This is a genomic window from Sphingopyxis panaciterrulae (assembly GCF_014199295.1).
GTDB lineage: Bacteria > Pseudomonadota > Alphaproteobacteria > Sphingomonadales > Sphingomonadaceae > Sphingopyxis > Sphingopyxis panaciterrulae.
In genome coordinates, this window is sequence record NZ_JACIJH010000019.1 from 27,177 (window position 1) to 49,310 (window position 22,134).

Genomic DNA, 22,134 nt, shown 5'->3' on the forward strand with positions numbered 1-22,134 from the left:
ACGCACCGCCATCCCATCCACACTTGTTTCCCCGCGAAAAGCCGATAGGGGCGCTCGCATCCGCGGGCGCGCCCGCATCGCCGAACGGAGTGTCCGCATGTCGCCATCGCCCGCCCCCACCGCCCCCCGCCCGCCGCTGCGCGTCGCGCTGGCCGGGATCGGCGTCGTCGGCGGCGGCGTCGTCCGCCTGCTCGAGACGAACCGCGATCTGATCGCGCGACGCGCCGGGCGGCCGATCGAGATCGTCGCGGTCTCGGCGCGCGACCGGCACAAGGATCGCGGTATCGACCTTTCCCCCTATCGCTGGGAGGACGACATGGGCGCACTCGTCGCGGCGGACGATGTCGATGTCGTCGTCGAGATGGTCGGCGGCGCCGACGGCCCGGCGCTGACCCTCGCGCGCCAGACGCTCGCGGCGGGCAAGGCGCTGGTCACCGCGAACAAGGCGATGCTCGCGCATCACGGGCTGAGCCTCGCCCAGCTCGCCGAGGAAAAGGACACGCCGCTCAAATATGAAGCCGCGGTCGCAGGCGGCATCCCCGTCATCAAGGCGATCCGCGAAGGCGCCTCGGCGAACGCGATCGCGCGCGTCTATGGCATATTGAACGGCACCTGCAATTATATCCTGACGCTGATGGAGCGCGAGGGCGCGAGCTTCGCCGATGCACTGACCGCCGCGCAGGCCGAGGGTTATGCCGAGGCCGACCCGAGCTTCGACGTCGACGGCATCGACGCGGCGCACAAACTGTCGATCCTCGCCGCGCTCTGCTTTGGGACGAAGCTCGACATCGATACGGTCGCGACGACGGGAATCCGGAACCTGATCGCCGCTGATATCCGCGAAGCCGAGGCGCTCGGCCACCGCGTCCGCCTGATCGGCATGGCCGAGCGCGATGCGAGCGGCCTCTATCAGAAGGTTCAGCCCTGCCTCGTGCCGGCCGACCATCCGCTCGCCTATGTCCCCGGCGCGCTCAACGCCGTCGTCGCCGAGGGCAATTTCGTCGGCCGCCTCTTCTTCGAGGGCGCGGGCGCGGGCGCGGGGCCGACGGCGTCGGCGATCGTCGCCGACATCATCGACATCGCGCGCGACGAATATGGCCCCGCCTTCGCCATGCCGGTCGAGGCGCTCGACCAGGCGCCCGCCGCCGACGCCGGCGCGCGCGTCGGCAAACATTATGTGCGGCTGGTCGTCGAGGACCGCATCGGCGTTCTCGCCGAGATCGCCACGGCGATGCGCGACGCCGGCGTGTCGATCGAAAGCTTCATCCAGCGCGGCGACGAGGAAGGCGGCGGCGTGGTCATCGCGCTCGTCACCCACGAAGGCCCGGCGCGCGCGATCGACGCCGCGCTCGATACGCTCGCTGCGTCCGACCATGTCGTCGGCGCGCCGATGCACATGCCGATCCTCGCGCTTTAGGGCGCCGCCGCCTCCGCCTCTTCGGCCACCGCAGGCTCGCCTGTTTCGGGGTCGGTGCGTTCCTTCACCATTTCGAAGAGCGCATTATATTCGGGGCCGGGCGGATAGCGGCCGCCGATCGAAATCCAGTTATAGGGCAGCCGGTCGAGGCTCATCGCCTTCGCCTCGGCGCGCGGCAGCTTCGGCGGCGCCTCCTTGCCCACCCCCGCAATGGCGCGCTGCTCGGGGGTCAGGCGATAGCGTTCGGTGTCGCTGCCGCAGACGACGATCGATCCATCGGCGGCAGGCTTGCAGCGCCTGATCGGGTCGGTGAGAGCGTGCGAACGGGCGATCGCCTCGTCCGCGTCGGCAACCGGCGTGTCGGCAGTCTGCGCCGCCGCGGCGCTCATGGTCGCAAGCAGAATCGCCGGCACGGCCAGCGGCCCGATGAATCGGGCGAAGCATTCTCGACAAGCGAAGCGCGCGGCCATATGGCGCGCACCATGCCCCAGCGGGCGGACAAGTCAAAGACGGAGGGTATCGGATGACGACGACCGGCAACAACCTCGACCGGGTGCTCGTGCTCGAAATGGTGCGCGTCACCGAAGCCGCGGCGGTCGCCGCCGCGAAGCTGATCGGCCGGGGCGATGAAAAGGCCGCCGACGCGGCCGCGGTCGAAGCGATGCGCGCCGCGTTCAACGACCTCTATATGGACGGCACGGTCGTGATCGGCGAGGGCGAGCGCGACGAGGCACCGATGCTCTATATCGGCGAGAAGGTCGGCGGCGCCCCCGGTAAGGGCCCGAAGATCGACATCGCGCTCGACCCGCTCGAGGGCACGACGATCACCGCCAAGGCCGGCCCCAACGCGCTCGCGGTGCTCGCGATCGCCGAGGAGGGATGCCTGCTCAACGCCCCCGACGTCTATATGGACAAGCTGGCGGTCGGCCCCGGCTATTCGCCCGACATCGTCAATTTCGACAAGAGCGTGCGCGAGAATGTCGAGGCGGTCGCGCGCGAGAAGGGCTGCGCGGCGAGCGACATCATCGTCTGCGTCCTCGACCGCCCGCGCCACGAGGCGCTGATCGCCGAGCTGCGCGCCATCGGCTGCGGCGTCGCGCTGATCCCCGACGGCGACGTCGCGGGGGTGATCGCGACGACCAACCCCGAAACCAATATCGACATCTATATGGGATCGGGCGGCGCGCCGGAGGGCGTGCTCGCCGCCGCGGCGCTGCGCTGCGTCGGCGGCCAGTTCAAGGGCCGCCTTATTTTCCGCAACGACGCCGAGCGCGCGCGCGCACGCAAATGGGGAATCGAGGACCTCGACCGCATCTATGATCTGGGCGATCTGGCGAAGGGCGACGTCATCTTCGCCGCGACCGGCGTCACCGACGGATCGCTGCTGCGCGGCGTCAAGCACCGCCGCGGCGGTATCCTCACCACCGAAAGCGTCGTGATGCGCGCCTCGTCGGGCACGGTGCGCTGGGTCAAGGGCGAACACCGGATCGGGTGAGGGTCGCCGGGAGGGCGAAACGGCGGGAATCGACCGAAGGCGACGATCGGCATTTCATAACCTTGTCATTCCCGCGAAAGCGGGAATCCAGAGCGTGCGTAAGCTGACCTCACACTGGATTCCCGCTTTCGCGGGAATGACAAAAGCCGGGGTATGGCGGCGTCCCACCCCATAACCGCCGGCTTCAGAAAACCCCCGCCGCCAGCCCCTCCGCCAGCGCCGCGCCCAGGTCGCGCGCTTCGGCGAGGCGGTCGGCGGGAATCGTCTTGGGGGCCAGGATCGCCTCGGGGGTCTGCGCGGCGGTGTTCACGATCATCGGGTCGGCGACGCGCCGCAGCCGCCAGCCGGTGGCGATGCGGTCGAGCTGGCGCTGGGCGTTCTCGCCGTCCGAGCCGGCGCAGATGATCGTCGCATAGGCGCGCCCCTCGATCCGGCCGAGGCAGGGATAATAGCAGCGGTCGAACATCTCCTTCATCGCGCCCGACAGCGCGGCGAGATTTTCCGGGCCGACGAACAGATAGCCGGCGGCGGCCAGAAGATCGGCCGGTGCCGCATCGTCCGCCGCCATCAGCACCGCCGCCTCCCCCGCCCCGTCCGCCGCTGCCCGCGCGAGCGCCGCGCTGCCGCCGGTACGGCTGTGCCAAATGATAAGAAGTTTGCAGTCTGCCATCCCTTTATCCCTTATCCCGCCGGCGTGCCGGCGGCGAGCCTTCGCTTGCCAAGCCAACAGGCGCGGCGCAAGCAAGGTCGAAACAGGGAGGAATGCGATGAAACAGGCGTGGATGGCGATGGCGCTTCCGATGTTGCTGCTGGCGCCGGGCGTCGCGGCGCAAGATGCGGCGAGCGAAGCGACGCGCGCGGCGCAGGCCGAGCTGGCGAAGCGGCTGCCGCTCGATGACCCCAAGGATTTCGAGAATGCCTCGCGCGGCAAGATCGCCGAGATTACCGACGGGCTGATTACCGGCAAGGACGGCCACATCGTCTGGGACCGCCGCGCCTATGCTTTCCTGAACGCGGACAAGGCGCCCGATACGGTCAATCCCTCGCTGTGGCGGCAGGCGCGGCTCAACGCGATCCACGGCCTGTTCGAGGTGGTGCCCGACAAGATCTGGCAGGTCCGCGGCTATGATATTTCGGTCATGACGATCATCCGCGGCGACACCGGCTGGATCGTCGTCGATCCCCTATTGTCCGAAGAATCGGCGGCGGCGGGATGGAAATTGTTCGCCGATAGCGTCGAGGCGAAATCGGGCGAGCGGCCGATCAGGGCGGTGATCTTTTCGCACAGCCACAGCGACCATTTCGGCGGCGTCGGCGGTATCGTCACGCCGGAACAGGTGGCGAAGGAGCATATCCGCATCATCGCCCCGCACGGATTCTCGGAGGAAGCCACGGCGGAGAATGTCCTCGCCGGCGGCGCGATGGGGCGGCGCGCGCTCTATATGTTCGGGGCGATCCTGGCGCCGGGGCCGACGGGGCAGGTCGACACCGGGCTGGGGCCCAAGCTGTCGTCGGGGACGATCGGCTATATGGAGCCGACCGAGACGGTGCCCGCCAAGGGCGCGACGCTGACCGTCGACGGGCTGACGATGGACTTCATGGACGCGGGCGGCACCGAGGCGCCGGCGGAAATGGTCTTTTACATCCCCGCCTACAAGGCGCTGCACACGACCGAGGTCGTCACCCACAATCTGCACAATATATTGACGCTGCGCGGAGCGCAGGTGCGCGACGCCCTGCGCTGGTCGAAGGTGATCGACGCGATGCTGCTGAAATGGGGCGGCCAGGCCGAGGTCGCGATGGGATCGCACCATTGGCCGACCTGGGGCGCGGGCGAGGTGAAGACGCTGCTGACGCACCAGCGCGACGCCTATCGCTATGTCCACGATCGTACCCTGTTCCTCGCCAATCGCGGCGCGACCCTGCACGAACTGGCCGACCAGACGGCGGAGGCGCCGGTGCAGGCGCGCGATTTTTCGACCCGCGATTATTACGGCACGCTCAACCACGACATGAAGGCGACCTATCAGCGCTATTTCGGCTGGTGGGACGGCAATCCGGCCAATTTCAACCCGCTGCCGCCCGAGCAGTCGGCGCCCAGATATGTCGCGCTGGCGGGGGGCGCCGACAAGCTGCGCGCGGCGGGCAAGGCGGCGATTGCAGCCGGGGAGTATCGCTGGGCGGCCGAGCTTTTGAACAAGCTGGTCTTTGCCGAGCCGGATGACGAGGATGCGCGCGCGGCGCTCGCCTCGGCCTACGACCAGCTCGGCTATCAGGCGGAGTCGGGGGCGTGGCGCAACTATTATCTCGCCGCCGCCGCCAGCCTGCGCGGCACCGAGGTCGCCGCGGCGACGAGCAACGGGCAGAGCCGCAGCTTCATCAGCGCGATTCCCACATCGGTCTTTTTCGATGCGCTCGCGACGCGCTTCGACGCCGCCAGGGGATCGGCGCTGAACGGCGTCTTCCAGTTCGTGCTGCCCGACAGCGACGAGGCGGTCGCGGTGGTCGTCGAGGGCGGGGTCGAATTCCCGCGCTACGGCGTCACCGACGCGGCGCCGACCGCAACCATCACCGTCGACCGCAAGACTCTGGACGATGTGATGCTGGGTCAGGCGCAATTCTCCGCGCTGATGCAGTCGGGCGCGATCCGTATCGACGGCGACCGTGCGGCCTTCCTGTCGTGGTTCGCGCTCCACCCGCGCGCCGACCCGCGCTTCAATATCGTTGTGCCATAGGGCCTGCGGGATTCGTGGAACGGCACCGCTGATCCGTCCATCGCCGCCGCGTCCATTTTCGGCTGCCGTCTGAAAGCCCCTTGGACCCGAGGGGAAGGCGGACTATCGAGGGGGGATGACCGAGACCGCCGCCGCGCACCCCGTCGATCCCTTCGCCGCCCAGGCGCTCAACGCCGTCGAGGGGCTCGATCCGGTCGATCCGGCCTATGGCCATGTGCTGCGCATCAAGACGCTGTTCAACGCGCTGCCGATCGCGATCGCGGCGACCATGCTCGACCTGATGGTGGTGCGCGAGATCGGCGGTCCCTATGGCCTGCTGACCGGGCTTTCCTGGCTGCTCGGCGCGATCGCGGTCGTGACCTTTCCGGCGCGCCGCGCCCAGCGCTGGGGTTTCAAGATCGGCGAGGGACAGCTTCGCGTCGCGCGCGGCTGGCTATTCCGCACCGACACCATCGTCCCCTTCGTGCGCGTCCAGCATATCGACGTCGGCCAGGGACCGGTCGAGCGCTGGTTCGGCCTGTCGCACCTGATCGTCCACACCTCGGGCACCCACAACAGCACGGTGATGCTGCCGGGGCTGCGGTCGGATCTGGCCGCCGCGATGCGCGAGACGATCCGGCGTCATATCCAGACCGACTTTGCATGAGCGACGGCAGCGCTGCCCTTTCCTCCGACGCTGCATCCGTCGATGTCGGTACCGATGCCGATTGGCAGCGGCTGCACCCAGCGACGCTGGCGCTTTCGATCGTCAGGCTGGGGCCGCGCACGGTCAATTTCCTACCCGCGCTCGCGGCGATCGGCATCGCGGGCAAATGGATCTATGTGCTGCCGGCACTCGGCGTCTTCCTGCTGCTCTCGCTCGCCGCCGCCTGGTTTGGCTGGCTTCGCTTTCGCTTCCACGTCGGCGCCGACCAGATCGCGATCGAAAGCGGTATCTTCGCGCGCCAGCACCGCACCATCCCCTTCGACCGCATCCAAGACGTCAGCATCGAGCAGGGGCTGATCGCGCGCGCGCTCGGCATCGCCAAGGTCGGGTTCGAGACCGGTGCCGGCGGCGACACGAAGGACGAGGCGCGGCTCGATTCGATCGGGCTCTACGCCGCCCAGGCCCTGCGGCAGACGATCCGCGCGCATCGCGGCGGCGCGGCGCCCGCGGCTATCGCGCCGGCAGAGGGCGGAGCGACCGACGCCGCCGAACCCGTGGGCGAGGATCGGCTGCTGTTCGCGATGACGCCGCAGCGGCTGTTCGTCGCCGGCCTTTTCAACTTCTCGCTGGCCGCGCTCGCGGTGGTCGGCGCCGCGATGCAGCTTTTCGACAATCTGCTGCCCTTCGATTTCAACATCTTCAATCCGGTCGACTGGTTCGACCTTGCCGAGCGCTATGGCCTCGAGCAATGGGTCGTCGCGCATCGCTGGGTCGCCGGGGTCGGCGCGCTGGTCTCGCTGCTCTTCATCGGTTTCGCCAGCGGGGTGCTGATGATGATGCTCGCCAACTGGGGATTCCGCCTGACCCGCGAGCCGCGCGCGCTGCGCCGCACCCGCGGGCTGACGACGCGCACCGACGTCGCGCTGCCGGTGCGGCGGGTGCAGGCGGCGATCCTCGTCACCGGATGGCTGCGCCAGCGCTTCGGCTGGCACGAGCTGCGCCTGCAAGGCCTGGCGAGCGACGGCGAGAAGGAGAAGGACCATCAGGTCGTTCCCTTCGGCCGGCTGGCGGAGATCGACCCGGTTCTGGCCGAAATCGGCATGGCGCGGCCGCCCGCGGAGCAGCCCTGGCAGCATAGCCACCGCATCGTCGCGCTCGGCGGCTTCGTCGGCGCCGGCATCGCGGCGCTGGGGGGGGCGGGCACGATCGCCTTCGGCCAGCCGCTCGGCTGGATCGCACTCGCCGCCGCGCTGCCGATCGCCGCCGGCGCGTGGATCAGCGCCCATTTCCATGGCTGGACCGAGATCGGCGAGATGGTCGCGATCCGCAGCGGCTGGCTCAAGCCCAAGACGACGCTGCTTCCCTTCGCCTCGGTGCAGAGCGCCGACCTCAGCATCGACTTCATCCTCCGCCGCTTCGGGCTGGCGACGCTGGTCTTCGGCGTGCCGGGCGGCAGCTCGCTCGGCAGCCACGAGATTCCCGCGATCCCGCGCGACGTGGCGGAGGCGCTGCGAACCCGCATCCTCGCCGCGCGGACCCGGCCATGAGCGGCGCCGCGCTCGGCATCGACCGGTCGATCCTCGGCCAGCCGTGGCAGTGGCGCCGCGCCAGCGCCGACATGGCGGGCGAGGGGCTGGCGCCGGACGATCTTGTCACCCAGTTGCTGCTCGCACGCGGGGTGGCGCGCGACGATATCGAGCGCCAGCGCGCGCCGACGCTGCGCGGCTTCATGCCCGACCCGTCGATCTTTCGCGACATGGACGCCGCCGCCGCGCGGCTCGCCGATGCGGTCGAGGCCCGCGAGGCGGTGACGATCTTCGGCGATTACGACGTCGACGGCGCGACCTCCGCGGCGCTGCTCGTGCGGCTGCTCCGCGCGCTCGACGTGCCGGTCGGCGCCTATATCCCCGACCGGCTGATGGAAGGCTATGGCCCCTCGGGCGCGGCGCTGGTCCGGATCGGCGAGGCCGGGTCGCGGCTGATCGTCACCGTCGATTGCGGCGCGCAGGCGTTCGACGCCATCGCCGAGGCGAAGGCGGCGGGGGTCGAGGTCATCATCGTCGACCACCACCAATGCGCGACCACCCTTCCGCAAGCCTTTGCGGTGGTGAACCCGAACCGGCTCGACGAGGACGCCGACGCCGCGATCCACGGCAATCTCGCCGCGGTCGGGGTGGCCTTCCTGCTCGGCGCGGCGCTGCTCCGTGACCTGCGCGCGCGCGGTTTCTTCGCGGCGCGGGCCGAACCGGCGCTGATCGAACTGCTCGACCTCGTCGCGCTGGGCACCGTCGCCGACGTCGCGCGGCTGACCGGTTTCAACCGCGCGCTGGTCACGCAGGGGCTGAAGGTCATGGCGCGGCGCGGCAATATCGGCCTTGCGGCGCTGATGGACGCGGCGCGGCTGACCCGGCCGCCGGGCGCGAGCGACATGGGCTTCGCGCTCGGCCCGCGCATCAACGCCGGCGGGCGGGTCGGCAAATCCGACCTCGGCGTGCGGCTGCTGACCACGGCGGACCCGCAGGAGGCGGCCGACATTGCGCAGGAGCTGAATCGCCTGAACGAGGAGCGCCGCGCGATCGAGGCCGCGGTGCTCGACGAAGCGATCGCGGCGAGCGCCGCCTGCGCCAACGCCCCCGTCGCGATCGTCGCGGGCGCGGGCTGGCACCCCGGCGTGATCGGCATCGTCGCCGGGCGGCTGAAGGAGAAACTCCACCGCCCCGCGATCGTCATCGCGCTCGATGAGGAAGGCGTGGGCAAGGGCTCGGGCCGCTCGATCTCGGGGGTCGACCTCGGCGCCGCGATCCTCGCCGCGAAGGAGACGGGGCTGCTCGTCGCAGGCGGCGGCCATGCGATGGCGGCGGGGCTGACCGTCGCCGCCGACAAGGTCGATGCGCTCGGCGCCTTCCTCAACGACCGGCTCGCCGCCGACGTCGAACGCGCGAGCGGCGCGAAGTCGCTGCTGATCGATGCGGTGCTCGCGCCCAAGGGGATCAATCCCCTGTGGTGCGAGGCGATCGAGAGCGCGGGCCCCTATGGCGCCGGCTGGCCCGCGCCGCGCGTCGCGACGGGGCCGGTACGGATCGTCGAATCGGGGGTGGTCGGCACCGACCATGTGCGGCTGATCGTGTCGGGCGACGACGGCGCGCGCTTCAAGGCCATCGCCTTCCGCAGCGCCGAGACCGAGCTCGGCCAAGCGCTGCTCCACGCGCGCGGCGGCCGCAGGCTCTGGCTCGCGGGGCGCGCCAGGCGCGACGACTGGGGCAGCCGCCCCGCCGCCGAACTGCACCTCGAGGATGCGGCCTGGGCCGATTGAAAGCCACGCCGCGTTATTTTTGCCCGCGCCGCCGTCCCACGCGCTTGACCCCGCGCGCACGCGCGTCTAAGGCGCCGCTTCACCGATCGACGGCCCCTTCGTCTAGCGGTCTAGGACGCGGCCCTTTCACGGCTGAAACACGGGTTCGAGTCCCGTAGGGGTCACCATCGTCGATCGGCTGCGCGGCCCCTTCGTCTAGCGGTCCAGGACGTCGCCCTCTCACGGCGAAAACACGGGTTCGAGTCCCGTAGGGGTCACCATGGCGCATGATGCGACCTGTCTGCCCGAAGACCCCCCTGCAATGAAGCCGACCGGCGGCGCCACGCGGCGGTCCGCTTCATTTCGGCACCGAAGGGGAGCGGATCGAGGCTAGGTTCGCCGCCGCGCTTTCGGCAGCATCGCGACGTGACCGAGAACGGCGACCATATCCACCTGATCCTGCCCGACGCGGCTGAGCGCGCCGCCTGTTTCCGCGCGCTCGCCGCCGGGGGAACGCGCGTCGTTCGCGCCTTCGCCAGCGCCGACGCCTGGCTCGACGCCCAGGTCGAGGCGGGCGAGGCGATCCTGCTGCTGCGCTGGCACCAGCCCGGAGCGACGAGCGGCGCGGCGCTGCTCGACCATCTCGCGGCGCAGCCCGGCGCGGTCGTCTTCGTCGCCGCCGAGCGGCTGAGTATCGCCGAATCGCGTGCGGTGCTGCGCAGCGGCGCGCACGACCTGCTCCCCGCGCCGCTCGATCCACGGCTGGTGCGGCGGACGATCGACCGCGCGCTCGGCGACTGGCAGGACCGGCGGCGCGCGCTTGCCGCGCACCGCGATGCAGAGACCCGGCTCGCCGCGCTGACCCCGCGCGAGCGCGACATCCTCGCCTCGATCGCCGCCGGGCTGGGCAACAAGGCAATCGCGCGGCGGCTCGACCTCAGCCCACGCACGGTCGAGGTCCACCGCGCCAACATCATGCGCCGCGCCGGCGCCGCCAATGTCGCCGAACTGCTGCGGCTCGCTTTCATCGCCGAGCAGGCACGCGGCACGGCGGGCGATTCGATCCGATATGGAGCATGACGGCGGCCGGCCGCGACCGTATGGCCGCGGCGGCGCCTATAAGCATTTCGAACGGTGCAGAGCCCCTGTGTTGGTCCCCATGGGCGCAACCGTTCACCAGCGCGGCCTTTCCCACCTGGCCGCGCCGCCCACAGGGCCGGCCGGAGGCGAATCCGGCCGGCCCTATTCGCGCGCCGTCACCCGCGCGCGCTGGTCGGGACGGCCCATCGCAAGCAGGACCGGGTCGGCCTGCTGCCGCGCGACGAAATCGCCCTTGTCGTCCAGCCCTTGCCAGCCGATGCCGATCAGCGCCTGCGCGATCGCGCCGCCCAGAGTATCGCCGGGGCCGGGGAGGATGACGACGTCGGGCGCATATTCCTTGACCGCGACCTGCACCGACAGCGCGAAATCATAGGGCGCGAGAATCTGGTGGCCAAAGGTATAATCCCAAACCTCGGCCGGATCGCTCGCGAAGCGGCGCCAGATATGGCCGCGTCCGTCGACCAGCGGGATCGCGGGCCGACCAAACAGCGACGGCGGCAGCTCGGCCCTTGCCCTGTCCGAGCTGCCGGTCATCAGCGGCGTGTGGAAGGGGCCGTGGCCGGCGAGCCGCAGCGGCTCGCGATCCGGCGTCGGCGGCGCCTCTGCCAGCAGCGCGGCGAGGCCTTCCTCATTGCCCGCGAGCACGAGCATCCCGGCGAGGTCGATCGACAGCGCGAGCGCATGGCCCGGCCGCGCGCCGATATCGGCGACGAGCGTGAGCAGCGCGTCGCGCAGCCCCGGCACCGGCCGCCAGTCCGCATCGACGATCTGAAGCAGGATCTGCCCGCCCGGCCCGTGCGTCTGGCTGTTGAGCCCCATCGCATTGGCGATGCGAAACCCGTCGGCGACCGACACCGCGCCGCCCAGCGCGAGCGCGCTGTACCAGCCCATCGAATTGCCCGCGACCGCGACCACGTCGAATGCCTCGCGGTCGATGCTGAGCCAGTCGAGCGTGGTCGCCGTGTAGATCAGCGGCGCCGCCACGTCGCCGCGCATGTGCGTCGCGACGCTGAAGCGTTCGGCACCGTCGAGCTCGGTCACGGTCGGCTGCCCGCGATCGCGGCGCTGCGCGTCGAAATCGGCGATCAGATCGGCAAAGCGGAGCCCATGCAGCCGCGCAATGCTACCGAGCTCGCCCTTGCCATAGGTGCCGCGTCCGGGGGCGACGACGAGGGCGGTTTTCTTATTCGCGGTCATCCTGCCTTCCGTTCGTGCTGAGCTTGTCGAAGCACCGTTCTTCTCTTCCTTCTCTCTTCGGTTCAAAACAAGGACAGCCCTTCGACAAGCTCAGGGCGAACGGATTTGAGAATCAGCCTCTGGTTAAAAGCTCACGGGCGGCCGCCACGATAGTGTCGCGGCTCGGCAGCGTCAGCGTCGCCGCCTTGCCCAGCGGAATGAAGCTGTCGTCGGCGGCGAGGCGCGCGAGCTTCTTTTCGGGCGTGCGTTCGGCGAACAGCGCCATCAGCGCCTCGCTCTGCGAGCCGGTGATGCGGCATTCGTCGACGATCAAGATGCGTTTCGCATCGCCCACCGCTTCGACGAGCTTCTCTTCATCGACCGGACCGAGCCAGCGCAGATCTATCACCCGCATCTTGACCCCGTCGGCGGCGAGGCGCTTTTCGGCCTGGCGCGAAAGATAATAGCCGTTGCCATAGGTGACGATCGCGAGGTCGGTGCCGTTGCCATGGACGCCGGCGTCACCGAGCCGGATCGGCGCGCCGTCGCCCGGCGCTTCGTAGACGCTGGTCCACAGCCCGTCGCCTTCCGCGTGGAGGTCGCGGGTCATGTAGAGCGCGATCGGTTCGACGAAGACGACCACCCGCTGCTCCTCGCGCGCCAGCCGCACGCATTCGCGCAGCATTGCCACCGCGTCGTGCCCGTTCGACGGCACCGCGAGGATGACGCCCGGAATGTCGCGGAACACCGCGAGACTGTTGTCGTTGTGGAAATGGCCGCCGAAGCCCTTCTGGTAACCGAGCCCCGCGATGCGGATGACCATCGGGTTGGTATATTGCCCGTTCGAGAAGAAGCTGAGCGTCGCCGCCTCGCCGCGGATCTGGTCCTCGGCATTGTGGACATAGGCGAGGAACTGGATCTCCGGCATCGGCAGGAAACCGTTGTGCGCCATGCCGATGGCGAGGCCCAATATGGCCTGTTCGTCCAGCAGGGTGTTGACGACGCGTGCCGGGCCGAAGCGCTGGTGGAGCTTGGCGGTAACGTTGTAGACGCCGCCCTTCGGCCCGACATCCTCGCCCGCGATGACGATCTCCGGGTGCGCGAGCATCAGGTCGGCAAGCGCCCATGACAGCAGCCGCGCCATATGCTGCGGCTTGTCCATCTGCGCGGCGTCGCCGCCGAACAGCGCGGCGCGATCCTCGGCCGAGGGGGTGTTCGCGCGCACGACGTCGCGCTTCGGCGGGATCAGGCTGGCCATCACCCCCGCGGTCGTCGTGATCTTCGGCCGCCGGATCGCCGCCTCGGCCTGCCGTGCGAGCGTGGCGCCGATCTCGTCATAGGCGTCGGCGATCTCGGCCGGGGTCATCCAGCCCTGCTCGGCCATCAGCGCGGCGCCGGCGAGCAACGGGTCGCGCGCCTCGTCGGACTCGATCAGCGCTTTCGGCAGATAGGCGCCCTGCACGTCCGAGCCGGCATGGCCATAGAGGCGCACCGTGCCCATGTGGAGGAATACGGGCTTGCGGGTCCGCCGCGCGAAGTCCGCCGCCTCTTTCGCACCAACATAGGCCGAGACGAGGTCGCTGCCGTCGCACGAAATATAGTGCAGCCCGGCGCGATGGCGGAACTGCGCCGCGATCCAGCCGGTCGGCGTGCGCGTCGAAATGCCGATGCCATTATCCTCGCAAAGGAAGATCAGCGGCATGGGCGAACCCTGATACGCCGCCCAGCCCGCGGTGTTGAACGCCCCCTGCGCGGTCGAGTGATTCGCCGAGGCGTCGCCGAAGCTCGCGAGCACGACCGCATCGTCGGGGAGCGGCAGGCCGGTCCGCCCGAGCCGCCGCGCGATGCCGATCGAAAAGGCGGCGCCGACCGCCTTGGGCAGGTGCGAGGCGATGGTCGAGGTCTGCGGCGGAATGGCGAGCGGCCTCGACCCGATGACCTTGTGCCGCCCGCCCGAGATCGGGTCCTCGCTCGACGCCGCGAAGCTGAGCAGCATGTCCCAGTTCGGCGTCAACCCCGGCATCTGTCGCGCGCGCTGGAGCTGGAAGGCGTTGGAACGGTAATGGAGAAAGGCCATGTCGGTGACGCGCAGCGCCGCCGCGACCGCGGCATTGCCCTCGTGCCCCGACGATCCGATCGTATAGAAGCCCTCGCCGCGCGCCTGAAGCGCGCGCGACAGCCGGTCCATCTGGCGGCTGGTCAGTTGCGAGAGGAAGATGTCGGTCGCCGCGGCGCGCGACAGGCCCGCCGCGCCGGGGTCGGGCGCGTCGCCGCCGCGCGCGAGCTGTCCCTCCGCCAGCGCCGCGAGGAATTTTTCATGCACCGCCTGCGCCGCGTCCACGCCGGTCTCCCTTGCCGCCGGTTACACCCGTAACCATCTGCCGTGGGCTAGAACGGCGCCCGACGGGGTGCAAGCCTCTCTTGCCTTGGCGCCGCCGCTCGCGCTACCGCTGTCGGCGATGATCGAAACAGGCGGGGCCAGAGTTTCACCATGATGCCGGCCGGCCTCGCCCAGGCAGCCGTTGCCGCCGCGTCGGACGACGGCTGGCTGATCGACCCCGAACTCGTCGACCGGGGCTATCGCCAGACGATGGCCGGCGGCGGCATCCAGACCAGCCTGCCCGCGATGCCCGACCCGCCCGAAACCCCCGACTGGCTGAAATCGCTGTTCGCGGCGCTGCGCGATTTCTTCGAATGGAGCCAGCCCGCCGTCAAGCCGCTGCTGTGGATCGCCGCCATCGCGCTGGCGCTGCTGCTGCTCTATCATTTCGTTCCGGCCTTTGCGCGTTGGGTCGATAGCCTGCCCTTCTTCCGCGCCCGCAAGGAGGGGGGCGAGGATGACGTCGAGGGGGTCGCCGAGGCCGGCGCGGCGCGCGCGCTGCTCGCCGAAGCCGACGCGCTCGCCGCCGCGGGCCGCTTCGCCGAGGCGATCCACCTGCTGCTCTATCGCAGCGTCGAGGATATCGAAGGGCGGCGACCGGGGCTGGTACGGCCGGCGATGACCTCGCGCGAACTGGCCGCGGCGCACGACCTGCCGACCGTTGCGCGCACCGCCTTCAGCCGCATCGCGCGCGCGGTCGAGATCAGCCTGTTCGGCGGCCGCGCGATCGGCGGCGACACCTGGGAAAGCTGCCGTTCCGCCTATGCCGAACTGACGGTGCCGAAGAATTGGGCGCGGACGTGAGCGGCGCGGGCGCGAGCGAGAAGGCGTTCGACCCGCGGCTGATCGGCGGCGTGATCGCGATCGGGCTGATCGCCTTCGTCGCGCTGTGGGCGCTGATCGCGCTAGGCCCCCAGCTCAAGAGCGGCAACGACGGGAAGGGGCATGCGCTGTCGCGCGGCGCGCCCGGCTTCGCCGCCATCGTCGACCTCGCCGAGCGCGCGGGCGCCGACGTCGAGCTGCGCCGCCGCATCGAACGCTGGCGCGGCGGCGAATGGCAGCCGTTGCTGATCCTGACACCGACCCACGAGGCCTTGCCCGGCGAGGTCGCCGGGCTGATCGACGCGCAGGGCGAGGCGCCGGTGCTGGTCGTCCTGCCCAAATGGCGCACCATGCCGATGCTCGGCGAAGCGCCCAAGCCCGGCTGGTCCGGTCCCGCCTTTCCGGTTCCGCCCCCGGGCCGGCTGCTGCCCGAAGCGCGTTTCGGCACGGTCGAGACCGGCACGAGCAGCGGCGCGGCAACGCGCGTCCGCGCCGATATCGCCGGGCGGCCGATCGATCTGACGCTTCCCGCCGGCGTCCAGACCGTGACCGGCGACGACCTCGAGACATTGGTCGCGGCACCGGGCGGCGGCGCAGTGCTCGCGCGGGCGCGCGACGCCGACCTCTATATTCTCGCCGACCCCGACCTGATCGACAATCTCGCTTTCGCCTCACGCGACGGAGCGCGCGGCGCCGCGCTGCTGCTCGATGCGATCGCCGAGGACGCGAACGCCGGCGCCCTTGTCTTCGACCTGACGCTTGCCGGCTTCGGCGGGCAGAAATCGCTGCTCCGCTTCGCCTTCGTGCCCCCCTTCATCGGCATCACCCTCTGCCTGCTCGCCGCGGCCTTGCTCGCGCTGTGGCAGGTCTGGGTGCGCTTCGGCCCGGCGCTGCGGCCGAGCCGCGCGATTCCGGTATCGAAGGCGGCGCTGATCGCGAACAGCGCCGAACTGATCGCGCGGGCGGGCCGCGAACTCGAAGGCGCCGGCGCCTATGTCCAGGGCCAGCGCCGCGCCATCGCGCGCCGCCTCCACGCCCCGTCGGGTCTCGACGAGCGCGAAACCGATAGCTGGATCGACCGGCACCTGTCCGCCGGGCGCGACAGTTTCTCGGCCATCGCGCGGCGCCTGCCGCTCGCGCGCTCCTCCCACGAATTCCTCGCGGACGCGCAGGCGCTCCACGACATCAGAAAGGATCTTCTGCGTGACGGCTAAGGATATCGAAGGCGTCCAGGCGCTCGGCGCGGCGATCGAAGGCGAGGTCGCGAAAGCCGTGTTCGGTCAGACCGAGCTGACCCGCATGGTCACGATCGCGCTGCTCGCGGGCGGACACATCCTGCTCGAAGGTCCGCCGGGCACCGCCAAGACCCTGCTGGCGCAGGCCTTCGCCCGCGCCGTCGGGCTCGACTATGGGCGCATCCAGTTCACCCCCGATCTGATGCCGGGCGACATATTGGGGTCGAACCTGTTCAACTTCCAGACGTCGAGCTTTACCCTGACCAAGGGACCGATCTTCACCGAACTGCTGCTCGCCGACGAGATCAACCGCACCCCGCCCAAGACGCAGGCGGCGCTGCTGGAGGCGATGCAGGAACGGCGCGTGACGCTGGGCGGCGAGCCGCACGCGATGAGCCCGCGCTTCACCGTGCTCGCGACCCAGAACCCGATCGAACAGCAGGGCGTCTATCCGCTGCCCGAGGCGCAGCTCGACCGTTTTCTGTTCAAGCTGGTCGTCGACTATCCCGACGTCGAGGCGGAACGGCGGATCGTCGCCGATCATGGCGGAAGGTTCAAAAGCCCCGCAGTCGCCGACTTCGGCGTCGAGCGCATCGCCGACGCGCAGGCCATCGCCGCCGCGATCGACACGATCGCGGGCGTCCGGCTCGCCGACGAGATCGTCGACTATATCGTCCGCATCGTCCGCGCGACGCGCGAGAGCGCCGACCTGGAATGCGGCGCCAGCCCCCGCGCCGCGACGCTGCTCGCGCGCGCCGCCTGCGCCGCCGCGGCGCTCGACGGACGCGACTATGCGATCCCCGACGACGTCCAGCGCCTCGCCGCCGGGGTGCTGCGCCACCGCGTCATCCTGTCGGCCGCCGCGGAGATCGAAGGCCGCAGCGTCGAAGAGGTCGTCGCGGCGCTGCTCGAGCGCGAGGAAGTTCCCCGTTGAACCGAAACGCGACCTATCCGACCCGCCGCGCGATCCTGCTGCTGCTTGCGGGCGCCCCGGTGGCGCTGCTGCTTGGCCTGATGCGGCCCGAGCTGTGGCTGGTCGCGCCCGGCTGGATCGGCGTCATCCTCGCCTGCCTGATCCTCGACCTGCTGGCGGGCGCCCATCCGCGCGCGCTGTCGCTCGACGCGCGCTTTCCGCATCAGGTCGGGGTCGGCGATCCCTTCGACCTGCGAATCGTGGCGCGCAGCCGGCGCATATTGCCGGCCGACGCCGAGCTGGCGCTCGCGGTCGACGAGCGGCTGGCCGCAGGCGGGCGCATCGCCGGCCGCCTGCGCCGCGCCGACGAACCGCAGGCGCTGGTCGCGACGCTGCCGTTGGTCGCGGCGCGGCGCGGCGAAGCGCGGATCGAGGCGCTGTGGATGCGCTGGCGCGGGCCGCTCGGCCTCGTCTGGAAGCAGCGGCGCTTCGCGGTCGAGGGGCGGATCGCCGTCGTGCCCAGCCTGCGCGCCGCGAGCGAGGAGGGCAAGCGCCTGTTCCAGCGCAATAGCTGGTTCGGCCTCAGGCAACAGCGGCTGCGCGGCGAAGGCAGCGAATATGAGGCGCTGACCGAATATCGGGCCGGGATGGACCGGCGCGCGATCGACTGGACCGCCTCGGCGCGCCATCTGAAACTGTTCGCCAAGGAATATCGCGTCGAGCGCGACAATCGCGTCGTCCTCGCCATCGATGGCGGGCGGACGATGGCCGAGCCGGTGGACGGCCTGCCACGCGTCGACCGCGCGGTGTCGGCAGCACTGCTCCTGGCCTATGCGGGGCTCAAGTTCGGCGACCGGATCAGCCTTTTTTCCTTCGCGGCCAAGCCGCAGGCGCTGACCCCCGCCTATATGCACATCCAGGATTTCCCGGCGTTGCAGCGCGCCGCGAGCGGCATCGACTATGCCCATGTCGAAAGCAATTTCACCCTCGCGCTCGCCGCGCTCGGTGCCCGGCTCGAACGGCGCGCGCTGATCGTCCTGTTCACCGAATTCACCGACGCGACGAGCGCCGACCTGATGATCCGTGCCGCCGGGCGGCTGGCGCAGAAGCATCGGCTGCTGTTCGTCGTCATCAAGGACGAGGAGCTGGAGAGCGAGGAGCGCCGGCGGCCCGGGAGCGCGACCGATGTCACCCGCGCCAATGTCGCCGCGGCGATGCTGGCCGGCCGCCAGCTCGTCATCGCGCGGCTCCAGCGGATGGGCGTCGATGTGATCGAGGTTCCCGCGGACGCGATGGGCGCGCGAGTCGTCGATGCCTATCTGGGCATCAAGCGGCAGGGCAGCCTGTGACGCCGCCCGATACCTCCGCCGCCGGCCGCACCAGCGCCGCGACGCCGGCCTTTTCGACCGAACGCTTCCGCGCCGAGCGCGAGGCCGACTGGATCGCCTTCGACGCGCTGCTCACCCGGCTCGAGAAGAAGGGCGCCCGCGGGCTGTCGAGCGACGAGCTGCTGCAGCTTCCCTCGCTCTATCGCGCGACGCTCTCTTCGCTGTCGATCGCGCGCGCGACCAGCCTCGACAAGGCGCTGCTCGACCATCTCGAGGCGCTGTCGATGCGCGGCTATTTCCTCATCTATGGCGTGCGCCAGTCGCGCCTCGGCCGGCTTGGCCGCTTCCTTCTCCACGACTGGCCCGCCGCGGTGCGCGCGCTGTGGAAGGAAACGCTGGTCGTCGCGGCGGTGCTGCTGCTCGGCGTGCTGACGAGCTGGGCGCTCGTCGCGAGCCAGCCCGACTGGTATTTCCATTTCATTCCCGAGGGCATATCCGGTGGGCGCGACCCGCGCGCCAGCGTCGAATATCTGCAGAGCACCCTCGGTCACGGCAAGGCGCCGGCGGGCGAGGAGGAGGGCGCGCTGCACGTCTTTGCCACCTATCTCTTCACCCACAACAGCCGCGTTTCGATCATGGCCTTCGCGCTCGGCTTCGCCTTCGGGGTGCCGACGCTGATCCTCGAATATTATCAGGGGCTGTCGCTGGGCGCGATGCTCGCGCTCTTCACCAGCAAGGGGCTCGGCGTCGATTTCGGCGGCTGGCTGTTCATCCACGGGACCACCGAGCTGTTCGCCGCGGTACTCGCCGGGGCGGCGGGGCTGCGCATCGGCACCGCGGTCGTCTTTCCCGGCGCGATGGGCCGGCTCGAAGCCGCGGCGGCGGCGGGACGCACCGCGGGGAAGGTGATGGTCGGGGTGATCGTGATGCTGCTCGCCGCCGGCCTGCTCGAAGGCTTCGGGCGCCAGCTCATCACCGATACGCTCGTCCGCTATGGCATCGGCACGCTGATGCTGCTCTTCTGGCTCGGCTATTATTATCTTCCGCGCAAGGCGGCGGCGGCATGACGCCCGCCGAGACGCTCGTCCGGCAGCGCCGCGCGCAGGCGAAGAAGGTCCGCCAGTTCGTGACCCCCGAGGGGGTCGACCTAGAGCTGAAGATCGCCAGTTCGGGCCTGCGGCTCGGCGCGCTGATCGTCGACATGATGCTGATCGTGGGGGCGCTGATCGTCTTCACGTTGCTGGTGATATGGCTCGGCATCGCGTCGCGATCGGACATCATGGTCAGCATCTGGATGCTCGGCGGCTTCCTGCTCCGCAACTTCTGGTTCATCGGCTTCGAGCTCGGGCAGCGCGCCGCGACGCCGGGCAAGCGGCTGATGGGCATCCGCGTCGTCGCGCGCGACGGCGGGCGGCTGACCGCCGACGCCGTGGTCGCGCGCAACCTGATCCGCGAGCTCGAACTCTTCTTGCCGCTGACCATGATCTCGGTCGGCGCGGCCGAGGATATGGTCGGCGCCTGGACCGCGCTGTTCGGCCTTGCCTGGGCGCTGACGCTCAGCCTCTTTCTCTTCTTCAACCGCGACCGGATGCGGATGGGCGACCTGATCGCGGGGACGTGGGTGGTCATGGCGACGCGCGCGCGGCTCGACCGCGACATCGCGGCGGGCGAGGCGGCGCAGGCGATCCTGTTCGACGATGCCGAGCTTGCGGTCTATGGCATCTACGAACTGCAGGAGCTGGAGCGCGTGCTGCGCACCAGCGACGCCCGGACGATGCGCGAGGTCGCCGACACGATCCGCGCGAAGATCGGCCGCCCGGTCGCCGAAGAGGATGACGTCTTCCTTATATCCTATTATCGCCAGCTCAAGGCCCGGCTCGAACGCGGTCTGCTGTTCGGAAAACGCCGCGAGGACAAATATGCCAGTGACTGACACGCTTCCCCTCTCCTCCCTTGCCGATGCGCTGCACCGGCGTCGTTCGGTGCGGGCCTTCACCGACCGGCCGGTCGACCCCGCGCTGCTCGCCGACGTGTTCGCGACGGCGCAGCGCGCGCCCTCGGGCGGCAACCTCCAGCCGTGGCAGGCGACCGTGCTGACCGGCGAGCCATGGCAGGCGATGAAGGACGCCGTCGCGGCGCGCATCGCGATGGGGCGCGAGGGGCAGCAGGCAGAATATGACATCTACCCCCGCGGGCTGACCGAGCCGTGGGACGCGCGCCGGTTCGGCGTCGGCGAGGCGCTCTATGCCTCGCTCGGCATCCCGCGCGAAGACAAGCGGGGTCGGCTCGCGCAATTCATGCATAATTACACCGGCTTCGGGGCGCCGGTGATGCTCTTTCTCCATTGCTCGCGGATCATGGGGCCGCCGCAATGGGCCGACATGGGAATGTGGCTGCAATCGGTGATGCTGCTGCTCGTCGAACAGGGACTCGCGAGCTGCCCGCAGGAATGCTGGGCGATGTACGGTGCGACGGTCCGTGCGACGCTCGGGCTGGGCGACGATCAAATCCTCTTCAGCGGCCTCGCGATCGGCTATGCCGACGAGGCGGCGGCGGTGAACCAGTGGCCGGTGCCGCGCGCCGACATCGAAGAAGCAATCGACTGGCGGGGATTTGCCTGAGTGAACCGGAAACAGGTTTTTTGCTGCACCGCCGCGGTGCTGACGCTGGCCATCGCGGGCTGCACCGCGATCCCGACGCCCGAGGCGCCGCCCCCCGCCCCCGCGCCGATCGCGGCCCCGCCGCCACCCGCGCCGACCCCACCCGCCAGGGCGTGGGACGAACGCGCGCTCGACGCGGGCGCCTGGCGCTACGACGCGGGCAGCCGCACCGCACGCTTCGTCCAGACCGGCAGCGCGAGCCCGCTCGTCACCCTGGCGTGCAGCGGCAGCGGCCTACGCCTCTCCGCCGGCCTCGGGTCGGCGGGACAGCCGCTCGACGTGACCCTCAGAACCACGGCGGGCAGCGACCGGCTGCGCTTCGACGGCGGCGGGGCCACGCTGCCCGCGCGCGATCCGCGACTCGACCGCATCGCCTTCAGCCGCGGCCGCTTCGCGCTCGAAGCAAGCAACGGCAGCGCGCTGACGTTGCCCGTACAGTCGGAAATCGGACGCGTGATCGAGGATTGCCGCTGAGCGCGCTGTCAAGCGCCCAGCCGCACCGTTCCGCCGCGAATCCAGCCCCAGCGGCACGGGCCCTGATATTCGCGCGCATTGGCGACCGAGCGGCCGACGCCGCACATGTCCTTGTCGGTCCCGGGCGCCGCGAAGACGATGCCGAACCAGGCGTCGTTGTCCGCCGCCTCGCACAGCGACACCGGCGTGCCGCCCGCGAGCCGCGCCTTCACCGCGCGCGTTTCGCCCGGCGCCCAATAGACGTCGGTGCCGCCGTCCTCGACCCGGCTGATGCTCGAACAGGCGGGCAGGCTGGGGCCTTCGGTGCCGATCATCACCGCGCGCGTCGCAAGCGGCTCGCCGCTCGCGAGCTTGGCATTGTCGGCGGGTGGCGCGGGCTGCGAGCAGCCGGCGAGCGCTAGCGCCGCAAGCGTCGGGACGAGGAGGGCGGGGCGATGCAGGGGAAGGCGTGTCATGGCGC

The 22,134-nt window shown here is 70.2% G+C and carries 20 protein-coding genes and 2 tRNA genes; 17 read left to right on the forward strand and 5 right to left on the reverse strand.

Annotation, left to right across the window (positions count from 1 at the left end):
• Window positions 1-97: 97 nt before the first annotated feature.
• Entirely contained in the window at window positions 98-1,417 is a 1,320-nt protein-coding gene (locus tag FHR21_RS19090) for a homoserine dehydrogenase (protein ID WP_184101253.1), read from the forward strand.
• Here the strand turns inward: FHR21_RS19090 and FHR21_RS19095 are convergent.
• Window positions 1,414-1,830: a hypothetical protein gene (locus FHR21_RS19095; protein ID WP_338113227.1), complete on the reverse strand. Its 417-nt coding sequence runs from the start codon at window positions 1,828-1,830 to the stop codon at window positions 1,414-1,416. The genes FHR21_RS19090 and FHR21_RS19095 overlap by 4 nt on opposite strands.
• A gap of 110 nt (window positions 1,831-1,940) precedes the next feature.
• On the opposite strand from FHR21_RS19095, the gene glpX reads away from it, so the two are divergent.
• Window positions 1,941-2,912, forward strand: a complete 972-nt coding sequence (gene glpX / locus FHR21_RS19100; protein WP_184101257.1) for a class II fructose-bisphosphatase — start codon at window positions 1,941-1,943, stop codon at window positions 2,910-2,912.
• A gap of 184 nt (window positions 2,913-3,096) precedes the next feature.
• On the opposite strand, the gene FHR21_RS19105 is transcribed toward glpX, so the two are convergent.
• Window positions 3,097-3,582, reverse strand: coding sequence for a flavodoxin family protein (locus FHR21_RS19105; RefSeq protein ID WP_184101259.1), 486 nt, complete (start codon window positions 3,580-3,582; stop codon window positions 3,097-3,099).
• A gap of 97 nt (window positions 3,583-3,679) precedes the next feature.
• Here FHR21_RS19105 and FHR21_RS19110 point away from each other — a divergent pair, with 97 nt between their 5' ends.
• The 7 genes from FHR21_RS19110 to FHR21_RS19140 all read left to right on the forward strand — a co-directional run bounded on the left by FHR21_RS19110 (window position 3,680) and on the right by FHR21_RS19140 (window position 10,665).
• The gene (locus FHR21_RS19110) at window positions 3,680-5,647 is read left to right on the forward strand and encodes an alkyl/aryl-sulfatase (protein WP_184101261.1); all 1,968 of its coding nucleotides are present in this window, start codon (window positions 3,680-3,682) and stop codon (window positions 5,645-5,647) included.
• Between the two features lie 115 nt (window positions 5,648-5,762).
• Window positions 5,763-6,293 carry a PH domain-containing protein gene (locus FHR21_RS19115; protein WP_184101263.1) on the forward strand — a complete coding sequence of 177 codons (531 nt, stop codon included), beginning with the start codon at window positions 5,763-5,765 and terminating at the stop codon, window positions 6,291-6,293.
• Window positions 6,290-7,840, forward strand: a complete 1,551-nt coding sequence (locus tag FHR21_RS19120) for a PH domain-containing protein (RefSeq protein ID WP_184101265.1) — start codon at window positions 6,290-6,292, stop codon at window positions 7,838-7,840. The genes FHR21_RS19115 and FHR21_RS19120 overlap by 4 nt, the downstream gene beginning before the upstream one ends.
• Window positions 7,837-9,606, forward strand: a complete 1,770-nt coding sequence (gene recJ, locus FHR21_RS19125; RefSeq protein ID WP_184101267.1) for a single-stranded-DNA-specific exonuclease RecJ — start codon at window positions 7,837-7,839, stop codon at window positions 9,604-9,606. The genes FHR21_RS19120 and recJ overlap by 4 nt, the downstream gene beginning before the upstream one ends.
• Window positions 9,607-9,697: 91 nt before the next feature.
• Window positions 9,698-9,773: transfer RNA gene (locus FHR21_RS19130), tRNA-Glu, on the forward strand.
• 17 nt (window positions 9,774-9,790) lie between these two features.
• A tRNA-Glu gene (locus FHR21_RS19135) sits at window positions 9,791-9,866 on the forward strand.
• 145 nt (window positions 9,867-10,011) lie between these two features.
• Complete coding sequence (locus tag FHR21_RS19140; RefSeq protein WP_338113228.1) at window positions 10,012-10,665, forward strand: response regulator transcription factor; 654 nt, start codon at window positions 10,012-10,014, stop codon at window positions 10,663-10,665.
• 162 nt (window positions 10,666-10,827) lie between these two features.
• Here FHR21_RS19140 and FHR21_RS19145 read toward each other — a convergent pair whose 3' ends face one another.
• Together FHR21_RS19145 and FHR21_RS19150 are read right to left on the reverse strand one after the other, a co-directional pair.
• The gene (locus tag FHR21_RS19145; protein WP_184101268.1) at window positions 10,828-11,883 is read right to left on the reverse strand and encodes an ACP S-malonyltransferase; all 1,056 of its coding nucleotides are present in this window, start codon (window positions 11,881-11,883) and stop codon (window positions 10,828-10,830) included.
• Window positions 11,884-11,995: 112 nt separating this feature from the next.
• Window positions 11,996-14,203 carry a thiamine pyrophosphate-dependent enzyme gene (locus tag FHR21_RS19150; RefSeq protein WP_184101269.1) on the reverse strand — a complete coding sequence of 736 codons (2,208 nt, stop codon included), beginning with the start codon at window positions 14,201-14,203 and terminating at the stop codon, window positions 11,996-11,998.
• A 150-nt stretch (window positions 14,204-14,353) separates the two neighbouring features.
• Between FHR21_RS19150 and FHR21_RS19155 the strand changes: the two genes are divergently transcribed.
• The 8 genes from FHR21_RS19155 to FHR21_RS19190 are packed head-to-tail and all read left to right on the forward strand — an operon-like array spanning window position 14,354 to window position 21,674.
• The gene (locus FHR21_RS19155) at window positions 14,354-15,046 is read left to right on the forward strand and encodes a DUF4129 domain-containing protein (RefSeq protein WP_184101270.1); all 693 of its coding nucleotides are present in this window, start codon (window positions 14,354-14,356) and stop codon (window positions 15,044-15,046) included.
• Window positions 15,043-16,278 carry a DUF4350 domain-containing protein gene (locus FHR21_RS19160; RefSeq protein ID WP_184101271.1) on the forward strand — a complete coding sequence of 412 codons (1,236 nt, stop codon included), beginning with the start codon at window positions 15,043-15,045 and terminating at the stop codon, window positions 16,276-16,278. The genes FHR21_RS19155 and FHR21_RS19160 overlap by 4 nt, the downstream gene beginning before the upstream one ends.
• Entirely contained in the window at window positions 16,268-17,233 is a 966-nt protein-coding gene (locus FHR21_RS19165; RefSeq protein ID WP_184101272.1) for an AAA family ATPase, read from the forward strand. Before FHR21_RS19160 ends, FHR21_RS19165 begins: the two co-directional genes overlap by 11 nt.
• Window positions 17,230-18,561, forward strand: coding sequence for a DUF58 domain-containing protein (locus FHR21_RS19170; protein ID WP_246427342.1), 1,332 nt, complete (start codon window positions 17,230-17,232; stop codon window positions 18,559-18,561). Before FHR21_RS19165 ends, FHR21_RS19170 begins: the two co-directional genes overlap by 4 nt.
• A complete protein-coding gene (locus FHR21_RS19175) occupies window positions 18,558-19,607 on the forward strand; it encodes a stage II sporulation protein M (RefSeq protein WP_184101273.1) in 1,050 nt (349 codons plus the stop codon). The genes FHR21_RS19170 and FHR21_RS19175 overlap by 4 nt, the downstream gene beginning before the upstream one ends.
• Window positions 19,604-20,473 (forward strand): RDD family protein, encoded by an 870-nt coding sequence (locus FHR21_RS19180; protein WP_184101274.1) that lies wholly within the window; start codon window positions 19,604-19,606, stop codon window positions 20,471-20,473. Before FHR21_RS19175 ends, FHR21_RS19180 begins: the two co-directional genes overlap by 4 nt.
• A complete protein-coding gene (locus FHR21_RS19185) occupies window positions 20,460-21,161 on the forward strand; it encodes a nitroreductase (RefSeq protein ID WP_184101276.1) in 702 nt (233 codons plus the stop codon). Before FHR21_RS19180 ends, FHR21_RS19185 begins: the two co-directional genes overlap by 14 nt.
• On the forward strand, window positions 21,162-21,674 hold the full coding sequence (locus FHR21_RS19190) for a hypothetical protein (RefSeq protein ID WP_184101277.1): 513 nt from the start codon (window positions 21,162-21,164) through the stop codon (window positions 21,672-21,674).
• A gap of 8 nt (window positions 21,675-21,682) precedes the next feature.
• Here FHR21_RS19190 and FHR21_RS19195 read toward each other — a convergent pair whose 3' ends face one another.
• Window positions 21,683-22,129, reverse strand: a complete 447-nt coding sequence (locus tag FHR21_RS19195) for a hypothetical protein (protein ID WP_184101278.1) — start codon at window positions 22,127-22,129, stop codon at window positions 21,683-21,685.
• Window positions 22,130-22,134 lie beyond the last annotated feature (5 nt).

What these genes read in the sequence shown, in the direction of transcription:
- FHR21_RS19090 (WP_184101253.1), top strand. Translation starts at nt 98, where the DNA reads ATGTCGCCATCGCCCGCCCCCACCGCCCCCCGCCCGCCGCTGCGCGTC.
- glpX (WP_184101257.1), top strand. Translation starts at nt 1,941, where the DNA reads ATGACGACGACCGGCAACAACCTCGACCGGGTGCTCGTGCTCGAAATG.
- FHR21_RS19105 (WP_184101259.1), bottom strand. Translation starts at nt 3,582, where the DNA reads ATGGCAGACTGCAAACTTCTTATCATTTGGCACAGCCGTACCGGCGGC.
- FHR21_RS19110 (WP_184101261.1), top strand. Translation starts at nt 3,680, where the DNA reads ATGAAACAGGCGTGGATGGCGATGGCGCTTCCGATGTTGCTGCTGGCG.
- FHR21_RS19115 (WP_184101263.1), top strand. Translation starts at nt 5,763, where the DNA reads ATGACCGAGACCGCCGCCGCGCACCCCGTCGATCCCTTCGCCGCCCAG.
- FHR21_RS19120 (WP_184101265.1), top strand. Translation starts at nt 6,290, where the DNA reads ATGAGCGACGGCAGCGCTGCCCTTTCCTCCGACGCTGCATCCGTCGAT.
- recJ (WP_184101267.1), top strand. Translation starts at nt 7,837, where the DNA reads ATGAGCGGCGCCGCGCTCGGCATCGACCGGTCGATCCTCGGCCAGCCG.
- FHR21_RS19145 (WP_184101268.1), bottom strand. Translation starts at nt 11,883, where the DNA reads ATGACCGCGAATAAGAAAACCGCCCTCGTCGTCGCCCCCGGACGCGGC.
- FHR21_RS19155 (WP_184101270.1), top strand. Translation starts at nt 14,354, where the DNA reads ATGATGCCGGCCGGCCTCGCCCAGGCAGCCGTTGCCGCCGCGTCGGAC.
- FHR21_RS19180 (WP_184101274.1), top strand. Translation starts at nt 19,604, where the DNA reads ATGACGCCCGCCGAGACGCTCGTCCGGCAGCGCCGCGCGCAGGCGAAG.
- FHR21_RS19185 (WP_184101276.1), top strand. Translation starts at nt 20,460, where the DNA reads ATGCCAGTGACTGACACGCTTCCCCTCTCCTCCCTTGCCGATGCGCTG.
- FHR21_RS19195 (WP_184101278.1), bottom strand. Translation starts at nt 22,129, where the DNA reads ATGACACGCCTTCCCCTGCATCGCCCCGCCCTCCTCGTCCCGACGCTT.